A 17,933-nucleotide genomic window follows, 5' to 3' on the forward strand; every position below is an offset into this window, starting at 1 on the left:
GGCTCGTCTCATTCGAGGGGCAATTCGGGGGCAGGGCGGATGGATCGCGACGAGTTGGAAATGGCGGCCGGGGCCGGGCGCGCGCTGGACGAGTGCAAGCGGTTCATCGCGCGGGTGCTGGACGAGACCGGGGGTCGCAGCACCACCGACTACACCGAGTCGATCGAGCAGTGGGCGCGCGACCTCGGCGTGGTGCTGCTCGACGTCGGGTGGCAGGCCATGAAGTGGGCCGAGGCCCGGGGGCACGTCGTGGTCGACGGCCACGTCGAGATCGAGGAGGACGGGCAGTGACCGGAATCGACGTGGACCGGCTCGCCCCGCGACTGTTCGCCGTCGTCCAGCAGGACGACGAGGACGACTGGGTGGCCGCGTGGGGCATGGCGTTCGAGGACCACGCGGAGGTCGCGTCGACCTCCGGCGACCTGAGGATGCTCACCGCGACGGCCGAAGGCGCGCTGCGGTACTTCGAAGAGGGCGACGAGGTGCGAACCACGATCGTGTGGGTGAACTCGGCGCGGTGCCGTGCTCCGGCGCTACGTTGATCGCGTGGAGACGTGGCGGATCGTCGCGGCGGGATCGTTCATCGTCGGCGGGCTGATCATGGTGCTCGTGGGCATGGCGCAGGCCCGGGACCGCAAGAACGCGCGGGGGGCCGACGTGTGGCGGGCCGCGCTGATCGGGTTGGGCGTGGTGGCGGTGGTCGCCGTGCTCATCGCGTACGTGCTGCCCTCGGTCGCGGCGTGGGGGATCGTCGCGGCGACGGCGATCGCGGTGCTCTTCGTCACGATGATGGACTGAGCGTGTCCAGCGGGTCTCAGCTCGGCGCACTTAGGCTGAGCAGGTGAACGGCTGGACCGACGAACTCGCCCGCGCACGCCTGCACGTGGTCACCGGGAAGGGCGGCACCGGCAAGACGACGGTGGCCGCCGCGCTCGCCCTGGCGCTCGCCACCGGCGGGCGGCGGGTGCTGCTGGTCGAGGTCGAGAACCGGCAGGGCATCGCGCAGCTCTTCGACCGCGCGCCGCTGCCGTACTCGGAGGAGCGGATCGCGTCCGCGCCCGGCGGCGGCGAGGTGCGCGCTCTCGCCGTCGACCCGGAGGCGGCACTGCTGGAGTACCTGGACATGTTCTACAACCTGGGCTTCGCCGGGCGGACCCTGCGCCGGATGGGCGCGATCGAGTTCGCCACGACGCTGGCCCCCGGCCTGCGGGACGTGCTGCTGACCGGGAAGGTCAAGGAGTGCGTGCGCCGGGCGGGCAAGGCCGGGCGGCACGAGTACGACGCGGTGGTGCTGGACGCGCCGCCGACCGGGCGGGTCGTGCGGTTCCTCGACGTCACGCGGGCGATGGCGGACCTGGCGAAGGTCGGGCCGATCAAGGGGCAGAGCGACGGCGTGGTGAAGCTGCTGCACTCGGGCGACACGGCGGTGCACCTGGTCGCGCTGCTGGAGGAGATGCCGGTCCGGGAGACGCTGGACGCGGTGGCCGAGCTGGACGCGGCCGACCTGCGGCCCGGCGCGGTGTTCGTGAACCGGGTGCGCACGCCCCGGCTGCCGGACCACGCGCTGCCCTCGGCCGCCGGCGGGCAGGTGGACGTCGAGGGGTTGCGGGCCGGGCTGCTGGAGGGCGGTCTGGACGTCGCCGACGACGTGCTGACCGCCCTGGTCGACGAGACCGTCGAGCACGCGATCCGGGTGCGGATGGAGCAGGACGCGAAGGAGCTGCTCGCCGAAGCCGACCTGCCCACGCTCGAACTGCCCGAGCTGCCCGACGGCGTGGACGTGGGTGCCCTCTACGAGCTGGCCGAGGTGCTGGTCGAACGGGGTGTGCGGTGAACCGGCTGGACATCGACGCGCTGCTGGACAACCCGGCGACCCGGGTGCTGGTGTGCTGCGGCTCGGGCGGGGTCGGGAAGACCACGACCGCCGCCGCGCTCGCCGTCCGGGCCGCCGAGCGCGGGCGGCGGGCGGTCGTGCTGACCATCGACCCGGCGCGCCGGCTCGCCCAGTCGCTGGGCCTGCGCGAGCTGGACAACCACCCGCGCCCGGTGAAGGTCGACGGGTTCGAGCCCGCGGGCGAGCTGCACGCGATGATGCTCGACATGCGTCGCACGTTCGACGACATGGTCTGGCAGCACGCCGGCCGCGACCGGGCCGAGCAGATCCTCCAGAACCCCTTCTACCAGACGATCTCCACGTCGTTCTCCGGCACGCAGGAGTACATGGCGATGGAGAAGCTCGGCCAGCTCGTCGCGCAGGACGAGTGGGACCTGATCGTCGTGGACACCCCGCCCAGCCGCAGCGCCCTGGACTTCCTGGACGCGCCGCAGCGCCTGTCCACGGTGCTCGACGGCAAGCTGATCCGGATGCTCTCCGCGCCCGCGCGGGCCGGCGGCCGGGGCCTCCGCAAGATCGTCGGAGCGGGGTTCGGCCTGTTCACGAAGGCCGTCTCCACCATCGTCGGCGGTCAACTGCTCCAGGACGCGTCGACGTTCGTCCAGGCGTTCGACAGCATGTTCGGCGGCTTCCGCCAGCGCGCGCAGGCCACCTACGAGCTGCTCCGCTCGCCCGGCACCGGCTTCCTGGTGATCGCCGCCGCCGAGCCGGACGCGCTGCGCGAGGCCAGCTACTTCGTGGAGCGCCTCTCGACCGAGGACATGCCGATCACCGGCCTCGTCGCCAACCGCACGCACCCGGTGCTGGCCTCCCTGCCCGCACCGGGCGCGCTCGCGGCAGCCGACCGCCTGGAGCGCTCCGGAGGCGCTCCGCTGGCCGAGGCCGTGCTCCGGGTGCACGCGGACCGCGTGGCCGTCGCCGATCGGGAAAGGCGACTGCTCGCGCGGTTCACCCGCGCACATCCCGGGGTCCCGCTCGTGGGTGTGCCCGCACTGCCGGCCGACGTGCACGACCTGGTCGGCCTGCACGAGATCGGCCGGCGGCTCGCGGGCGAGTGACTACCCGACCTTCTCCTCGTGGTGCTCCTGGCGCGCGGTGTCCAGGAGCTCGTGCCAGGACGTGACGTCGGGCCGGCGGCGCAGGAGCGCTCGACGCTCCCGTTCCGTCATGCCGCCCCAGACGCCGAACTCGATCCGGTTGTCGAGCGCCTCGGCGAGGCACTCGGTGCGCACCGGGCATCCCAGGCACACCACCTTGGCCTTGCGCTGCTCCGCACCGCGGACGAAGAGCTGGTCCGGCTCCTCATCACGGCACGAGGCCTTGATCCGCCAATCCCCCTGCTGCTGCATAACCCCCACCTCAGTTCACACAGTGCCCAGACTCTTTTAAATCCGCCACACCCCTGCCGCGGATGCCGTAGGCTCCCCACATCGAGTGGTCGTGCCGTCGGCTGCTGTCTTGGACAGTGACGGACTGTAGAGCCTTCTGGTTCCACCTCCAACCCTGGGTTGCCCACCTGTTACCTGTCTTGAGTACGAGTACTCATCCTGGGTAATGAACGTTGCGCGATGCTGATCACCCGTTCAGGTCCCCGCTACGCTCTGGACCATGCGAGCCAGGAACGGCGTGCTGAAACTGCTCGGCCTGTGTCTGCTAGCCGGCGTGTTGCTGGCAGGCATGATGTTCCCTGTCATCGGCTCGCTGGGGCTCGTGTCGAACAGAGCCAGCGACACGGTGGACAGCATCTCCGCAGATCTCGTGACCACGGACCCGCCGCTGATCTCGACGATCACGGACAAGGACGGCGCGCCGATCGCGTACCTGTACGACCAGTACCGGGTGCTGGTTCCGCCGGACAAGATCGCCGCGTCGATGAAGGCGGCCCTGGTCTCGGTCGAAGATCGGCGTTTCTACGAACACGAGGGCGTCGACTGGCGGGGCACGATCCGCGCCGGCCTGACCAACCAGTTCAGCGGGGCGGTCACGCAGGGTGCCTCCACGCTCACGCAGCAATACGTGAAGAACTACCTCGTTCACGTAGTTGCACGGAACAACCAGGTCGAGCAGCAGAAAGCACAAGAGCAGACAATTGCTCGCAAGGCCCGCGAAGCGCGCATCGCGTTGCAGCTCGAACGCAAACTCGGCAAGGACGAAATCCTCGCCCGCTACCTCAACGTGGTGCCGTTCGGCTCGACGATCTACGGCATCGCGGCGGCGTCCCAGGCGTACTTCAACACCACGCCCGAGGCGCTGACCGTGCCCCAGGCCGCGATGCTGGCCGGCATGGTCAACAGCCCGTCCGCGCTCAACCCGGAGGTGTTCCCGGAGAAGGCGCTGGAGCGGCGCAACCAGGTGATCGACAAGATGGTCGAGAACGACAAGCTCTCCCGCGACGCCGCCGAGGCCGCCAAGAAGGAGCCGCTCGGCCTGGCCGACCCGGTCCGCACCCCGCCCAACGGCTGCGTCGGCGCGGGCCCGGAGAACGGCTTCTTCTGCTCCTACGCGGTGACCTACCTGGAGCGCAACGGGTTCAGCCTGGAGCAGTTGAAGAACGGCGGCTACACCATCCAGACCACGCTGGACCGCGGCATCACCAGCCAGGCCAAGGTGGCCGCCGAGGGCCAGGTCGGCAAGGACACCGAGGGGGTCGCCAACGCGATGGCGATCGTCCGGCCCGGCCGGGACAAGCACGAGGTCGTGGCGCTGGTCGCGAACCGCGACTACGGCCTGAAGGCCGACCAGTTCCAGACCACCTACGACCTGCCGTCCGGCGTCGAGAACAAGTTCGGCGCGGGCAGCATCTACAAGGTCTTCACCGCGGCGGCGGCGCTGGAGAAGGGCATGGGCATCGACAACACGATGGCCACGCCGAACTCCTACGTGTCGCGGGTGTTCAAGGGCGGCGGCGCGAAGTGCCCGGGTACCGGTGAGCCGGACACCCGGTGGTACTGCCTGGGCAACTCGTCGTCCGGGTACCCGCCGCAGATGTCGTTGCAGACCGCGTTGCAGACCTCGCCCAACACCGGGTTCGTCATCCTGGAGGAGCAACTGGGCATGGACCCGGTGGTGGACATGGCGTCCCGGCTCGGCATGCGCGAGACCATGGCGACCAACATCGCCGGCACCCGACCCGACCCGAAGGCCAAGGACAAGCAGCTCCGGATCTCGCAGACCGAGTTCTACAAGGCCAACGGCGGCAACGCGTCGTTCACGCTCAGCCCCGCCCCGGTGAGCACGCTGGAACTGGCCAACGTGGCGGCCACCGTCATGAGCGGCGGCGTGTGGTGCCCGCCCACCCCGATCGCAAAGGTGCTGGACCGCAACGGCAAGGCCGTCCCGGTCAACGAAGCACCGTGCGAGCAGGTGGTGGCCGAAGGTCTGGCGAACGGCCTGGCCACCGGGATGAGCAAGGACGACCAGGGCAGCGGCACGGCCGCCGCCGCCGCGCGCAACGCGAAGTGGTCCCGGCCGATGCTCGGCAAGACCGGCACCACGGAGGACTACAAGTCGGCGGCGTTCATCGGGGCCACCCCGGACTTCGCCGCGTCCGTGCAGACGTTCAACGACGGCACCAACCCGCGCGGCATCTGCGTCAACGGCGGTCCGCCGAGGCTGTGCGGCAACGGTGACATCTACGGCGGCACCGTGCCCGCGAGGACCTGGTTCGACACCATGACGAAGGTCCACGAAGGACTCCCGGTGCGCGACCTGCCGCCCGTCGAGGAGCGGTACCGCAAGGGCGGCAAGGAGATCCAGATCCCCGAGGTGGTGGGCAAGCAGGTCAACGACGCCACCCGGGTGCTGGAGGAGGCCGGGTACAAGGTGACCACGTCCAACCGGAACTCCGAGCAGCCCAAGGGGACCGTGGTCAGCCAGACCCCGCGCGGCAGCGCGCTGCGCGGCACGGTCGTGACCCTGTTCGTGTCGACCGGGTACGTCCCACCACCGCAACCCGCCGACCCGACCACGCCGCCGCCGGCGGTCGAACCGCCGCCCGGCGGGCGACCGGGCGACCCGCCGCAGATCACCATCCCGACCGATCCGCCGGGCCGGTGACCGCGCGTCCGGTCGTGCACCTGCTGGTCGGGCTGCCCGGGTCGGGCAAGTCCACGTACGCGCGCGGCCTCGGGGTCGTGCGGCTGTCGGTGGACGAGCGGGTGAAGGCCCGGCACGGCAGGCTCGGCAAGGACTACCCGTCCGCCGACCACCTGGCGCTGCTGGGCCCGGTGGTCGCGGAGGTGCGCGCGGAACTGGTGGCGCACGTGCGCGCGGGCCGGTCGGTGGTGCTGGACCACGGGTTGGGCCGGCGTGCGGAGCGCGACGAGTACAAACGGCTGGTGGAGGACGCCGGCGGGACGTGGCGGCTGGTGCACTTCGCCGTGCCGCACGACGAACTCCTGCGGCGCTTGGCGGCCCGCAACGAGGACCCCGAGGCCGGTCGGATCACGCCGGAGGTGCTGACCTGGATCGCCGACCGGTCCGAGGAACCGGCCGACGACGAGTTCTAGACCAGGCGGGACTTCACCGCGGCGGCCACCTTGCCGCCCTCGGCGCGGCCCGCGACCTTGCCGCTGACCAGCTTCATGACCTGGCCCATCTGCCGCTGGCCCGGCTGCTCGCCGAGCTGCGCCGCGACCTCCGCGACCGCGGCGTCCACGATCGAGTGCAGCTCGGCGTCGTCGAGCTGGGCGGGCAGGTAGTGCTCCAAGATCGCGGACTCGGCCTGCTCCAGCTCGGCCTGCTCGGTGCGCCCCGCGCCGGCGAACGCCTCGGACGCCTCGCGGCGCTTCTTCACCTCGCGGGTGATGACCTTCAGCACCTCGTCGTCGGTGAGCTCGCGCGCGGTCTTGCCGGAGACCTCTTCGGTGGTGATGGCGGCCAACGTCATGCGCAGCGCACCCGCCCGGACCGTCTCCCGCCCCTTGATCGCCGTCGTCAGATCGGCCTGCAACCGCGCCTTGAGCTCCGCCATGCGGGCAAACGTTACCGGGCACCGCGCTGCGCCCCGAACCGGTCAACCCCCTACCCTCGGAACTGTGAACACGTTCGGTCGCGCGCTCCTCGCCACCACCGCCCTGGGCACCGCCACCGTCGCGTACGCGGCCGGGATCGAGCGGAGGCACTGGACCCTGCGCCAGGCCACGGTGCCGGTGCTCGCGCCGGGCTCCGCGCCGATGCGCGTGCTGCACATCTCGGACCTGCACATGCTGCCCGGACAGAAGTCCAAGCAGCGGTGGGTGGCGGCGCTGGCCGAGCTGGAGCCGGACCTGGTCGTGAACACCGGGGACAACCTGGCGCACCAGCAGGCCGTGCCCGGCGTGATCCGCGCCCTGGGCCCGCTGCTGAACCGGCCGGGCGCGTTCGTGTTCGGCAGCAACGACTACTTCGCACCGCGCCCGAAGAACCCGGTCCGGTACCTGCTGCCGTCGTCGAAGACGAAGCGCATCCACGGGATCACCCTGCCGTGGCGGGACCTGCGCGCGGCGATGATCGAACACGGGTGGCTGGACCTGACGCACGTGCGCGAGACGTTCACCGTGGCGGGCCAGTCGGTTTTCGCCGCCGGGCTGGACGACCCGCACCTGAAGCGCGACCGGTACGAGGAGATCGCGGGACGGGTGCCCGCAGCGGCACTGCGGCTGGGCGTGACCCACTCCCCGGAGCCCCGCGTCCTGGACCCGTTCGCGGCGGACGGCTACGACCTGGTGCTGGCGGGCCACACGCACGGCGGACAGCTCCGCATCCCGGGGTACGGAGCACTGGTGACCAACTGCGACCTGGACCGCTCGCGGGCGCGCGGCGTGTCGAGGTGGGGGTCGCACATGTGGCTGAACGTGTCGGCGGGCCTGGGCACGTCCCCGTACGCCCCGGTCCGCTTCGCCTGCCCACCGGAGGCGAGCTTGTTGACCCTCGTGGCCCGCCCCGTCGACGCTGGTCAGGACCGGTCGGGCGCGGAAAGCGATACCCGGTTCGGAGTCGGTGGGAACGTCAGGTAGAGTTCTCCTCGTTCGAGAGCAAGACCGGGGTGTGGCGCAGTTTGGTAGCGCGCTTCGTTCGGGACGAAGAGGTCGCAGGTTCAAATCCTGTCACCCCGACTCGTGTACTTGCAGGTCAGGCCCTGTCCGCAGAGGTTGTGGACAGGGCCTGATTCGTCTCCGGGGGTGGTCCTGGGAGAAATCTGGGAGAAGATCTTGAAAATCTCCCCGCGAACCTCCTGGAGACGAACGCCCAGCGCCTTGACGAGCGCGGTCGCGCAGCGCACCTACCTCCACGTCACCCGGCCGTGTTCAGAGTTTCTCTTCTTGGTTTCAAGGCGGCCCTCTCCAGGGGTCACTGGCCGTTGGTGCCAAGCCGACGCCGAAGAACCGACGCCCCTGTAGTGCGGCACGCCCAAGCGGGCCTGGCGGCCCGTGGGCGTGCCACGCGAGTAAGGGCACCGGTCCAGACGTCAGCGAGGAACGGCCAGCGACCCCGAAGGCGACCGCAAAGATCACAAGAAGCGCTCGCCGCGCGGCAGGCCAGCAGGATGACCGGGACGGCACCACCAGCTCGGCTACCAGCGTGGGCCGGGGCAACGTGTCATCCCGCCGACCTCCACGAGGGCAACCACACGTGTCAAGGGGGCAGACCCAGCCCAAGCGTCCAAGCCGTGCAAGGTGCCCCCTTGACACGCGCGGTTGGGGCGAGCCAGGTCGGCGGGATGACACGAAGCCCCTCTTTAATTAAGTACCCGCGTCGGCTTGAGTTTCCCCCAGAAGTGTTGCCATATCCGCAGGGCTCACAGGATAGCGGTGTCCGAGAACCCCCAAAGAGGCGCGCGTCAAGTAGTCAACTGGAACATTTGCGCCCGTCGCCATGAGAGTTGAGAAGTCGAGATTGACGTCAGCAGATTCTTCACCCGCTGGCCGAACCTCCACACTGCGAACGAAGAAGGTATCGTCAATATTTCCCTGGACCGACACTACGTCACCAAGAACATTGACAGCCGCTTCAGCGTCCGCCGCGATCGAAATCCTGCGGGTGATTCCCTGCAGTTCAACCTTGGACACACTGAAAGATTGTACACTTGGAAGCACTTTTTCCCATCGCGGGAGCGTTGAATCCTCGCGGGATCGCAGCCCACGCCGCAGATCAGAAGCGAAGTGGATATTCCATGCACCTGCCGACGCACAAAGACTTCCACCATGCATACGCCAACGAGGCCCTTGGTAGCCTTCTTCTTCAAGCGCGTCAGCGTTGAAGGACAGTACTGCCTTGGCCGCACGCCAGGCTGGTAGATTTGCCTGAGCCAGGGGGGTCAAGTCGTGATCACTGAGCGTTGAGGCCATATTCTCTAGCTGTGCAAGCGTAAGCATCTGCCCTAGGTGCTGCCAGAATCGGACGTCATCAATAGACTGACCTCGATCCAACAAAAATGGCAGCAAGGCACGCAACTCTGTGTCGTCAAGCTTGCCGGAAATCGTCGCGACTCCGTCGTCACCATCGTCAGGACGATCGAGAATAGAAACTTCTCCCGACAAGGCAATCTTTACAAGGTCGGCAGCACGTCGCAGTCTCAGCGTAGCCGCTTCATCAAAAATCCCGGATACCGCTTCTGTGAACCTATCAACATAGAGAAAGTCTTCCTCAACATCCGTCGACGTTGACCGCTCTAGACGTTCCGCTACATTCGCGACGATCAGGCCCCGCCCGCCGCGCACGACGTTCCGCCTGAAAAGATTCAGCAACGGAGGAGCCGGTGAGTCTCTATGCTGCGGTTCTTCAGTCTCCGCATCGAGTGTGATTCGATCTATAGCAGGAGCATTGGTAAAAAGTGATCGCGGAGCGCGCATAAGCTCTTCGCGAATCGATCCCGCGAACTCTTCGTCATCGTTTGAAGAATTCAAGGAGAAAAATATCGGCCCACCCTTCCCGAGAATGTCCACATCCCCGGCGGCTTGCGACGAACCCAAACTGTAGCGCACATAGAGCTCGCGTGTCTCTTCTTTCCTGGCAGCAGTTTTCCAGGTGAGAACCAGATCCGGCGCGAAACTGTGGTTGAAGTAATCTGTTTTCTTAATCTGCACCGCCGGGTCAAGATTCTCAATTTCAGCGATAACAGCCGATTTGACGTCGTCTATTACGTCTTGAGGAGAGTCTTGATTGAGGGCATCCGCGATTGCGTCCCGAAGTGGGCTACCCGGCATTTCAGGCCCCCTCTCGCTTGAGTACGGTCATTGCTAGCTTAACTTCTTCAGGAGATAGAACAAGTTCCTGTTGACGTTCAGTTAGGACAACCATCCAAAGTCGCCTGGAAACCTGACGACAAATATTCTCGTCAACAACCTCTTCGGGAGGCTTACTATCTATTTCTCCCAAGACATCCGGACGCTTAAGGACCGCCTCTTTGATGTAATCAAAGTCCATAAGGCGGGTCCAGTGATTAAGTCGAAAAGGGTGCCACGTAATCCACATGAACTCAATTTCTTGGTCCATGTCCTCTTTAATCGCGCGAGCCGTAATGCTGTACGCGTTCGCAAGATACTCGTCGTATGCCGTACCCTGCCCGCCCGGCGTCGTGTACTTTTTCGACTCCACGTAGAGCGGAAAGCGGCGATCGCCGAGGAAAAAACCGCTCAGATCGTACTGTTTTTTGTTGCCGTCAAGTTTTTGCAGCAAACACAGCTTGCCGTGGTCGTATGCAGTCCAGGGCATCTGGAGGTAGGTCGTGCTCTCCAAGTACTGCTTTACTCGCATGACGCCCCTGCGTCCGAGTTCCTGAGACTCCTCGGCTGACATGGCTCCGTAGCGTAGCGGTTGGATACAGAGAGGTGTGAGAGTCAACTCACTCCACCTCCTCACTGTGTCCAATCCGTTGCAGCCGCCCACCTAGCATCACGGATCTTGAGTTTGTTTCACATCCTTCCTTCGGAGCATCGTTGAGTGCCTGCCACAGTGCTACAGGTGCTAGCTCACATCCAGTGGCAGAGGTGTCCCCAAGGCAGGGTGCCGCCTGGTAGGCCGACCCCGTAGGACGCCCGACTGCACCGTCTGCAAAGGAGTCGAGGCGCTCAGCACTGCATTCACCGGACGAGAGAAAGATCATCTCCATGCCTTTCCCCTGTGAAACGACAGCAGATGACCATCGCGGACAGTTGGCCATGCTAAACCTGCGTCCAGCATCGCCCCAGGTCAGGAGCGCTGTTCACTGATTACAGCGGACGATGGCAGACGTCTCGCTCTAATCCCGAGATGGAAGGTCGGGACGACCTCCGAGTGGTCAGGCCCTGTCCACAGAGAACGCGAACAGGGCCTGACTCGTCTCCGGGCCTCGGCTGGTAGAAGATCTTGAAATTTTCCCCGGTCACCCGGCCCGGAGTAGCGCGTCCAGCACCGTCACGGGCGATGTGGGCCGCATGGCCCTCCGAACCTCCAGAGCGGCTTCCCACAGCCCCGTTAGGCCCTCCAAAAGCGACTCGCGCATGGACGCCGTCACGTGGGTGTAGCGGCCCTGCACGGAGCCGTCCTCATGGCCCATGCGTTCGTCGATCAGCTTGTCGGGCACCCCTAGCTCCACCAGGAGCGTCCGGTGGGTGTGCCGCAGCCCGTGCGGCGTGAGCGCGGGAGCGATGGGCAGCCAGCACGAGTCCGCGCGCCCGGCAGCGTTCCGGCCCCGCACGGGCACGCCCGGCCACGGCTCCCCGATGACCGGCACCGGCCGGGTCGGCGACGGAGCCTTGCTCGGGTACCAGCCGGTCGCGGCGGGGTGGAACAGCCAGGTGGCGAATCCGTTCCGCCGCCAATGCGCGGCGAGCCGCGCGGGCGCGCCACCCCGCACGTAGCCGAGTTCGGCGATCGCCGTCTCGACCGGCTGCCTCGTCGCCTCCTTCACCGTGTCGGGTCTGTTGAGCACGGCGGACACGGTCCCGGTCGAGACCGCGGCGAGCCGGGCGACGTCGACCAACTTCGCGCCCACCTTCCTGACGGACCCGGCGGCCGCGCGATGCCCGCCGAACAGGTAGCTGCGTCCGTCGTGGCACGAGCACGGGGGCGGCGAGTTGTGGGCCAGGTGGTCCACCAACAGTTCCGAGTGCCACTCCGGAACGTCGATGGTCCGGTACGAGTCGTCCTTGGGCGGGCAACGGTGCAGCTCGCCCGTGTCGAGTTCGTAGAGCTGTGACTCCACCTGGATCGCGGACTCCCCCACGCACCGCGCTTCGAGGCCGACGAGCTCGCCCCACCGCATGCCCGTGAAACCCAGCGTGACGATGGCGACGAACTCATCGTCGCGGCCGGACAGCAGGGCTGCCCGTTCGGCGATGAGGAGAACGCCCGATGCCGTCGTCACCGCCTTCTCGGGTCCACGATTCCGCGAGCGACCGGCTCTCTTCCCTCTCCCCCGCCGTCGCGCCGCCGGGTTGGAGTCGATCAGTCCTTCGTCCAGCGCGTCCGCCAGGATCAGGTGGAGTGTCGCCCGCCAGGTCTTGATGCTCGATTCCGCGTACCCGGCCTGGCGTTCCGCCTTCTCCCACGCGTTCACGTCGACTTGGCGGATACGGCGTATCGGCTCGTTCTCGAACCGCGGGAGCAGGTGTTCCTCGATGTGCCTCTTGTAGTTCTGCATCGTGGACGCGGCCAGGTCCTGGACCGCGTACCACTCGCTGACGAACTCGCTGAACAGTTGCCCGTTCTTCGCCGAAAACACGCGCTTGCCGTTGCGGACGAATGCCTCAGCTTCGTTCGCGGCCTTCTCGGCATCGCGCTTCTTCGCGAAGCGGATGACGCTACCGTCTGAATCGGACACGGTCCCGTATTGACCCGGCCCGACCTTATATCGGCCACGCCAGTAGTCCCCACGCTTCTCCGCGTAGCCCATGGGTTTCTCCTCGCGCTGGAAGCGCCCGCCGCAGTGCAGGACTGCGGCGGGCGTTCGGGTTCGGTCAGGCGGCGTTCGGTTGGGTTGGAACGCCGCGAGCCCGCCTGGGTGTGCGTGCCCGGAGTCGGGCGACAGGAGCGGTCGACCGGCGAGCGGCGGTCCGTGAATCACGGCTGTTCCCGGAGTCCGCAACTCCAGCTCCTGCGGACTCCGGCGGCCGCTGCTCGAAGATCGTCACGATCGCGGCGACGTGGTCGGCCGTGAACAGGTACCGCCCGCCGATCCAGGCGTACGGGATACGCCGGTTCCGTGCCTGTTCCTTGACCCACCATTCCGAGCAGCCGAGTTGCTTGGCGACCTCACGAGGGCGGTACAGGCAGACGTCGCCTGCGGGTGTCGTTTTGGTCATGCGGCACTCCGTTGGTGAGGCGTGTCGTGGGTGGGTGTTTCGGGCATGGGTCATCACCTCGGGTCGGGCGGTGGTGGGTGGCGTGGCCGTGTGTGGCTGTGCGCGCGGGGGTGTGGCGGGTCAAACCCGCAAACCCGCAGGACGGCTTGCGTAGGGCCGTGAGCTGGGCGAACGGGGTGCGGGTTTGGGTGTCGGCCAAACCCGCGTCAAAGCCGCGGACGGCTGGGTCAAACCCGCAGCCTCGGGGTGCGCGCGGGCTCGTTGGGCCGGTCGGGCTACTGCCAGAGGTCGGGTTCGGCGGGTGGGGCCTGGTCGTCGTCGGCCTGGTGGTGAGCGCCGATGCGGGTTTCGGTCCAGAAGACGCGGGCTTTGGCGTGGGGGTCCATGGCGCTGCGGATGACGTGGTCGCCGTGCCAGCGTCCGATGTGGCCGGTGAGGATGCGGCCGATGGATTTGGTGGAGGGGGTGCGGCCCTGGTCGTCGGTGAGGAATGCTCCTTCCCATCGGTCGACGGGTTGGTTGTTGACGATGTCGATTTCGGCGCTTTGTCGGAGGTGTCGGCTGGTGACGGGTCGGTCGTGGTTGAGTTCGTGCCAGCGGGCGAGGAAGCCGGTCCATTCGGCGTCGTCGTCGTCGGCTTCGCGCATCTCTGCGAGGTTGTCGAGGAATCCGTCGATGCCGTGGTGGGCGAGCAGTCCACCGGAGGCTGCGGCCCAGGTGGTGAATTGGCGCATGGTGTGGCCGGTGCGGGGTGCGCCGGCGTTGATCCAGTCCATGGCCAGGACGAGCAGGTGACGCAGGACGGTGATCCGGTTGTCGGGGTGTTTGAGCCAGTTATCGAGGTGGGGGATGCCGAACGCGGTCTGGTCGCGTTGGTCGGGGTGGGGGTCGTCGGGGTCGAGGCGGACCAGGACGGTGCGGGTGGCCATGTCCCCGCCCAGACGGATGTTGTTGCCGGTGGCCAGCCACAGCCGGTCGTTGGTTGCGATGAACCCGGCTCCGGAGGATCCGAGCATCCGGGCGGACCATTGCGGCGAGGTGAGTAGTTGGGCGAGCACCGCGGAGGAGACGACGGTTCCCTCGGCGATGTTGTCCCACAGCATGATCGGCGAGGCGCTGTGCAGGGCGCTGGTGATGGATTTCTCCAACTCGCTGTCGTCGCCTTTGCGCCACACGAGGTTCTTGCAGCCGTAGAGGTAGCCGGGGATCTCGGCGAGCAGGGTCTTGCCGCTGGACTGGGTGGTCGCGGAGATGAGGCCGAAGGGGGTGAGGCCGCCGAGGTAGGGGCGCAGGATCGGGGCCAGGAGCAGGGCGAGGTGGTTGGCGCGGTCAGCGGGGGCGACGAACGGGAAGTCGCACAGCAGCCGGTCGAGCACGAAGGCTTTGGCGTCGGCGACCTCGGTGGTGGTGGGGTGGGCGGGCACGGTCGGCATCGGGGCGCTGGGGGCGTAGTAGAGGCCGGTGGCGGGGTCGTAGCCGGCGGTCTGGACCAGGGTTCCGTCCGGACGCAGCACGGGTGAGCCGACGATGCCGGTGAGCGGTCGGACGTCGGGCCAGTAGCGGGTGGACAGCACCGCGGACAGCGCAGTCTTGGTGGGACTCGCCTCGACCTCCGACAGTTCGCCGGAGTCCTTGTCCTTCTTGAGCCGGTGGACGTAGGTGTGGTGGGCGAGCAGCCACGCCAGGGCGGGGGCGGTGAGCGGGTCGGCCTGCACCGGCAGCGCCGCGGGCTGCCCGCCGGTCCGGTCGCCGGCGGCGGCGGGGCCGGAGACGCGCGAGAGATGCACGAGCTGCCCGCCGGCGACGAACACGTCCGGGAGGGCACCGCCGCCGACGGCGGCGGTGAGCACGCGGATGGTCTCGGCTTCCCCGCCGATGCGGATGGGCGGCCGGTCGGCGGGAACGGTCCTGCCGGCGGTGTCCGCGTCGAGGTCGGCGTTGGCGGGTTCGGCGGCGGTGGTCATGCGGCGGGCCTCCCTTCCGGGGTGGTATGGCGGGTGGATGCGGTGGTGGTCACGCGGCGGTGTGTCCGGTCGGGGTGCGGGGGCGGGCGAATCCGGAGGCGAGCGCGTAGCGGACTTCTCCGGCGGGCAGGCCGGCGGTGTGGGCGGCGTCGGCGAGGGCGGTTTCGACCTGGTCGCGGTCGATCCAGCCGGCCTCGACCATTCCGGCGAGCCTGGTGGCGCTGCGGAACAGCTTGCGGTTGCGGCCGGAGTCGACCCCCATGCCGGCCAGCTCGGCGCATGCCGACCGGAGCGCGCCGGCGGCGTAGCGGGCCTGGCGATCCTCACCGTGGGCGGTGACCGTGACCGGCGTCGGTCGGGTCGGGGTCGGGGTGGCGTGGCGGTCGTGGCCGGTGCGCACGAGGTCGGCGGCGAGCCAGACGGGCAGCGCGGCAGGGACGAGGGTGGTCGAGGCGCGGCGGTAGGTGCCGGCGGGGATGGTGGAGCCGGGCAGTACGACGTAGCCGGCGTGGGCCTTGATGTCGATCTGCCAGCCCACCCCGCTGCGCACCGCGTGGTCTCCGTCGCGGACACGGCCGCTGCTGGACTTCCATCGGCCCGGCTCGGCGGTGTAGAGCAGGTGCAGCCCACCGGACGGCGTCTCCGTCAGGAGGGTGTCGACGTCGAACGCCTGGCTTCGCAGGCCGGCGAGCGTGGCGTAGGTGTCGATCCCGTCGGCGGGCGGCGGGGCGTCATTCGGCCAGGGCTCGCCGTTGAGTGGTTGGGTGGGCGGGGTGCCGCCGTGCGTGTCGAGGTCCACCGCGAGCAGTCCGGACACGCCCAGGTGCACCGCCCACACGCTCGTACGCCACCGCCCCGCCCATGAGCCGATCACCTGAGGGTCGGCGGTCGCGGCCCATACCCCGTGGCACAACGCCCCCGCCGCACGGGCCAGGCACGGACACTCGGCGGCGGTGTGGTCTCCCCCGCCCCGGCAGTCCGGGCAGCCGGCCAGCGGACGTTTGGTGCCGGGGTGCAGGGGCAGTACGTGCCAGCCGTGCCGCCGGGCCACCCACAGCGCGACGGCGGCGGTGGGCACGATTGTGGTCATGACGGTGATTCCTCTCGATGGGCGTGCCGTGGCGATCGACGTGGGAGTCAGCGCGGCTTGCCGGACGGCGCGGTCTGTCAGGCGGTGTGGCCGAGGGATCGGGCCACGGCGCGCACCAGGAATTCGGCTGCGGGGGGTGTGACGCCGTTGCCGAGTTGCCTGACGCGTTCGCGTTTGGTGCCGGTGACGATGTAGTCGGGGGTGAAGGCCATCGCGGCCTGGATCTCGGAGACCTGGAGCATGCGGAAGGTGCAGTCCTCGACCTGGGGCCGGGTGTCCCAGCCCACGAGGGACTGGTGTCCGGCGGTGGTCAGGGTGCGCATCGGTTCGGTGACCGGGGTGGAGAGGTAGCCCTCGTTGCCGCGTGCGGTGTTGTGGCGCACGAGCATGTGGTGGTTGCCGGCGGCGGTGACGGTGGCCAGCGGTACGCGCACGTCGCGGACGGTGCTGCCGCCGCCGCGCAGCTCGGCGATGAACGCCAGCCCGTAGCGGTCCAGGGTGGTCAGGGTGCCGATCGGCCGGTCGGCGGGGTGTGCGGTCCCGGCGGCGGAGTAGTAGGGGACCACCAGGGCTTCGTTCTCGCGGGTGGTGCGGGCGCGAAACGGGAGGAGGCCGGTCGGTTGTGCTTCCTCGTTCCAGGTGCCGCCGCTCGGTACCAGCAGCGCTCGCGTCTGCGAGGTCGTCAGCGTGGCGGTCGGCTGGTCCACCGGCCATGCCCGCGCGTAGGACGGGCGTCCGTTGGCATCCGTGCGTACGAACGTGTTCCCGCTGGCCTCGATCGTCATCGGCTTCCCGTAGCGTTCCAGTCCCGCCCGGATACGGGCGATGGTCTTGTCCGACAACGGCTTGTCGCGGTCGCCGATGCGTTCGCCGGGGGTGGACCAGTCGATGGCGGACGCGGCGGGCAGTGTGTAGGGCTCGACCTGCCGGCCGCAGCCGGGCGTGGTGCACACGTAGAGGTACTGGGAGCGGTACTTGCCCCAGCGGGCCAGCGGCCACGACCTGCCCCGCGCCTTGAACGCCTGCCGGGTCTCCACCTGGCGGTCGCATCCCGCGCACCATCCCGCCGGCCGGATGTCCAGGTCGGGGCGCGGGTTGCCCTTGCGCCAGAACACCACGTACATGCGGTCGCGGGACTGCGGTGCGCGGGGCGCGGCGATCGCGGGGGCGTGCATCGAGTTGAGGAAGACGACGTGGTGGTCGTAGCCGTAGGAGTCCATGGCCATCAGCCACGCCCGGAACGGCGGCCAGGCGGCGGCGTCGACCACGTTCTCCACGATCACCGCGTCGTAGCGGTGCACCTCGGCGAAGCGCGGCACGTCCCACATCGTCGCCCGTGAGCGCTCCGCGACGTGGTCGGGCACGGGCTCGTCGAACAGCGTCGGCGTGTCGGCGGTGCGCTTGCGGCCCTTGGCCACGCTGTGGTTCGTGCATTCCGGCGAGGCCCACAGGATGTTGGTGCGCCGGTAGCGGCGGGGCTCCACCTGGGAGATGTCCGCGCAGTCGTGGGCGCAGAACGGGAAGTTGGACGAGTGGGTCTCGATGGCGCGCGGCGAGTGGTTGGCCGCCATGGCCAACTGCACACCGGGGACAGCGGTCGCGCCCAGGCCGGAACCACCGGCCCCGCAGAACAGATCGGTAACGGTCAGCATGCTCGAACTCCTCGGAAGGGCGGGGGCAGGCCGCGCCGGGTGTCACGTCCCCGGCGCGGCCTGCCGAAA

At 68.4% G+C, this 17,933-nt stretch carries 17 protein-coding genes and 1 tRNA gene; 9 read left to right on the top strand and 9 right to left on the bottom strand.

Annotated elements, in window-relative coordinates; genetic code table 11:
- Positions 1–39 precede the first annotated feature (39 nt).
- Genes AB0G01_RS02595 through AB0G01_RS02615 form a run of 5 tightly spaced genes read left to right on the top strand, consistent with a single transcriptional unit; the run spans position 40 to position 2,952 of the window.
- Entirely contained in the window at positions 40–291 is a 252-nt protein-coding gene (locus AB0G01_RS02595) for a hypothetical protein (RefSeq protein ID WP_360938883.1), read from the top strand.
- The gene (locus tag AB0G01_RS02600; protein ID WP_360938885.1) at positions 288–542 is read left to right on the top strand and encodes a hypothetical protein; all 255 of its coding nucleotides are present in this window, start codon (positions 288–290) and stop codon (positions 540–542) included. Before AB0G01_RS02595 ends, AB0G01_RS02600 begins: the two co-directional genes overlap by 4 nt.
- A gap of 4 nt (positions 543–546) precedes the next feature.
- Positions 547–798 (top strand): hypothetical protein, encoded by a 252-nt coding sequence (locus tag AB0G01_RS02605; RefSeq protein ID WP_360938887.1) that lies wholly within the window; start codon positions 547–549, stop codon positions 796–798.
- A gap of 43 nt (positions 799–841) precedes the next feature.
- A complete protein-coding gene (locus tag AB0G01_RS02610; RefSeq protein WP_360938889.1) occupies positions 842–1,834 on the top strand; it encodes an ArsA-related P-loop ATPase in 993 nt (330 codons plus the stop codon).
- Positions 1,831–2,952 (top strand): ArsA-related P-loop ATPase, encoded by a 1,122-nt coding sequence (locus AB0G01_RS02615; protein ID WP_360938891.1) that lies wholly within the window; start codon positions 1,831–1,833, stop codon positions 2,950–2,952. The genes AB0G01_RS02610 and AB0G01_RS02615 overlap by 4 nt, the downstream gene beginning before the upstream one ends.
- On the opposite strand, the gene AB0G01_RS02620 is transcribed toward AB0G01_RS02615, so the two are convergent.
- A complete protein-coding gene (locus AB0G01_RS02620; RefSeq protein WP_184695454.1) occupies positions 2,953–3,243 on the bottom strand; it encodes a WhiB family transcriptional regulator in 291 nt (96 codons plus the stop codon). It abuts the gene before it with no gap.
- Positions 3,244–3,502: 259 nt separating this feature from the next.
- On the opposite strand from AB0G01_RS02620, the gene AB0G01_RS02625 reads away from it, so the two are divergent.
- Both AB0G01_RS02625 and AB0G01_RS02630 read left to right on the top strand, forming a co-directional pair.
- Positions 3,503–5,950, top strand: a complete 2,448-nt coding sequence (locus tag AB0G01_RS02625; protein ID WP_360938893.1) for a transglycosylase domain-containing protein — start codon at positions 3,503–3,505, stop codon at positions 5,948–5,950.
- Positions 5,947–6,402 (top strand): ATP-binding protein, encoded by a 456-nt coding sequence (locus AB0G01_RS02630; protein ID WP_360938895.1) that lies wholly within the window; start codon positions 5,947–5,949, stop codon positions 6,400–6,402. The genes AB0G01_RS02625 and AB0G01_RS02630 overlap by 4 nt, the downstream gene beginning before the upstream one ends.
- On the opposite strand, the gene AB0G01_RS02635 is transcribed toward AB0G01_RS02630, so the two are convergent.
- Positions 6,399–6,866 carry a GatB/YqeY domain-containing protein gene (locus tag AB0G01_RS02635; RefSeq protein WP_360938897.1) on the bottom strand — a complete coding sequence of 156 codons (468 nt, stop codon included), beginning with the start codon at positions 6,864–6,866 and terminating at the stop codon, positions 6,399–6,401. The genes AB0G01_RS02630 and AB0G01_RS02635 overlap by 4 nt on opposite strands.
- 64 nt (positions 6,867–6,930) lie before the next feature.
- Here AB0G01_RS02635 and AB0G01_RS02640 point away from each other — a divergent pair, with 64 nt between their 5' ends.
- Together AB0G01_RS02640 and AB0G01_RS02645 are read left to right on the top strand one after the other, a co-directional pair.
- A complete protein-coding gene (locus tag AB0G01_RS02640) occupies positions 6,931–7,890 on the top strand; it encodes a metallophosphoesterase (protein WP_360938899.1) in 960 nt (319 codons plus the stop codon).
- Positions 7,891–7,915: 25 nt separating this feature from the next.
- Positions 7,916–7,989: transfer RNA gene (locus AB0G01_RS02645), tRNA-Pro, on the top strand.
- Between the two features lie 627 nt (positions 7,990–8,616).
- Here the strand turns inward: AB0G01_RS02645 and AB0G01_RS02650 are convergent.
- The 7 genes from AB0G01_RS02650 to AB0G01_RS02680 all read right to left on the bottom strand — a co-directional run bounded on the left by AB0G01_RS02650 (position 8,617) and on the right by AB0G01_RS02680 (position 17,864).
- Positions 8,617–10,080: a hypothetical protein gene (locus AB0G01_RS02650; RefSeq protein WP_360938901.1), complete on the bottom strand. Its 1,464-nt coding sequence runs from the start codon at positions 10,078–10,080 to the stop codon at positions 8,617–8,619.
- Between the two features lies 1 nt (position 10,081).
- Positions 10,082–10,672, bottom strand: a complete 591-nt coding sequence (locus AB0G01_RS02655) for a hypothetical protein (protein ID WP_360938903.1) — start codon at positions 10,670–10,672, stop codon at positions 10,082–10,084.
- Between the two features lie 565 nt (positions 10,673–11,237).
- Entirely contained in the window at positions 11,238–12,749 is a 1,512-nt protein-coding gene (locus AB0G01_RS02660) for a LacI family DNA-binding transcriptional regulator (RefSeq protein WP_360938905.1), read from the bottom strand.
- Between the two features lie 64 nt (positions 12,750–12,813).
- Positions 12,814–13,212: a helix-turn-helix domain-containing protein gene (locus tag AB0G01_RS02665; RefSeq protein ID WP_360938907.1), complete on the bottom strand. Its 399-nt coding sequence runs from the start codon at positions 13,210–13,212 to the stop codon at positions 12,814–12,816.
- Between the two features lie 221 nt (positions 13,213–13,433).
- Positions 13,434–15,122 carry a hypothetical protein gene (locus AB0G01_RS02670; RefSeq protein ID WP_360938909.1) on the bottom strand — a complete coding sequence of 563 codons (1,689 nt, stop codon included), beginning with the start codon at positions 15,120–15,122 and terminating at the stop codon, positions 13,434–13,436.
- 49 nt (positions 15,123–15,171) lie between these two features.
- A complete protein-coding gene (locus AB0G01_RS02675) occupies positions 15,172–16,212 on the bottom strand; it encodes a bifunctional DNA primase/polymerase (RefSeq protein WP_360938911.1) in 1,041 nt (346 codons plus the stop codon).
- A 77-nt stretch (positions 16,213–16,289) separates the two neighbouring features.
- Positions 16,290–17,864, bottom strand: a complete 1,575-nt coding sequence (locus AB0G01_RS02680) for a DNA cytosine methyltransferase (RefSeq protein ID WP_360938913.1) — start codon at positions 17,862–17,864, stop codon at positions 16,290–16,292.
- Between the last annotated feature and the right edge of the window lie 69 nt (positions 17,865–17,933).

This window comes from Actinosynnema sp. NPDC023587 (assembly GCF_040640215.1).
Classification (GTDB): domain Bacteria; phylum Actinomycetota; class Actinomycetes; order Mycobacteriales; family Pseudonocardiaceae; genus Actinosynnema.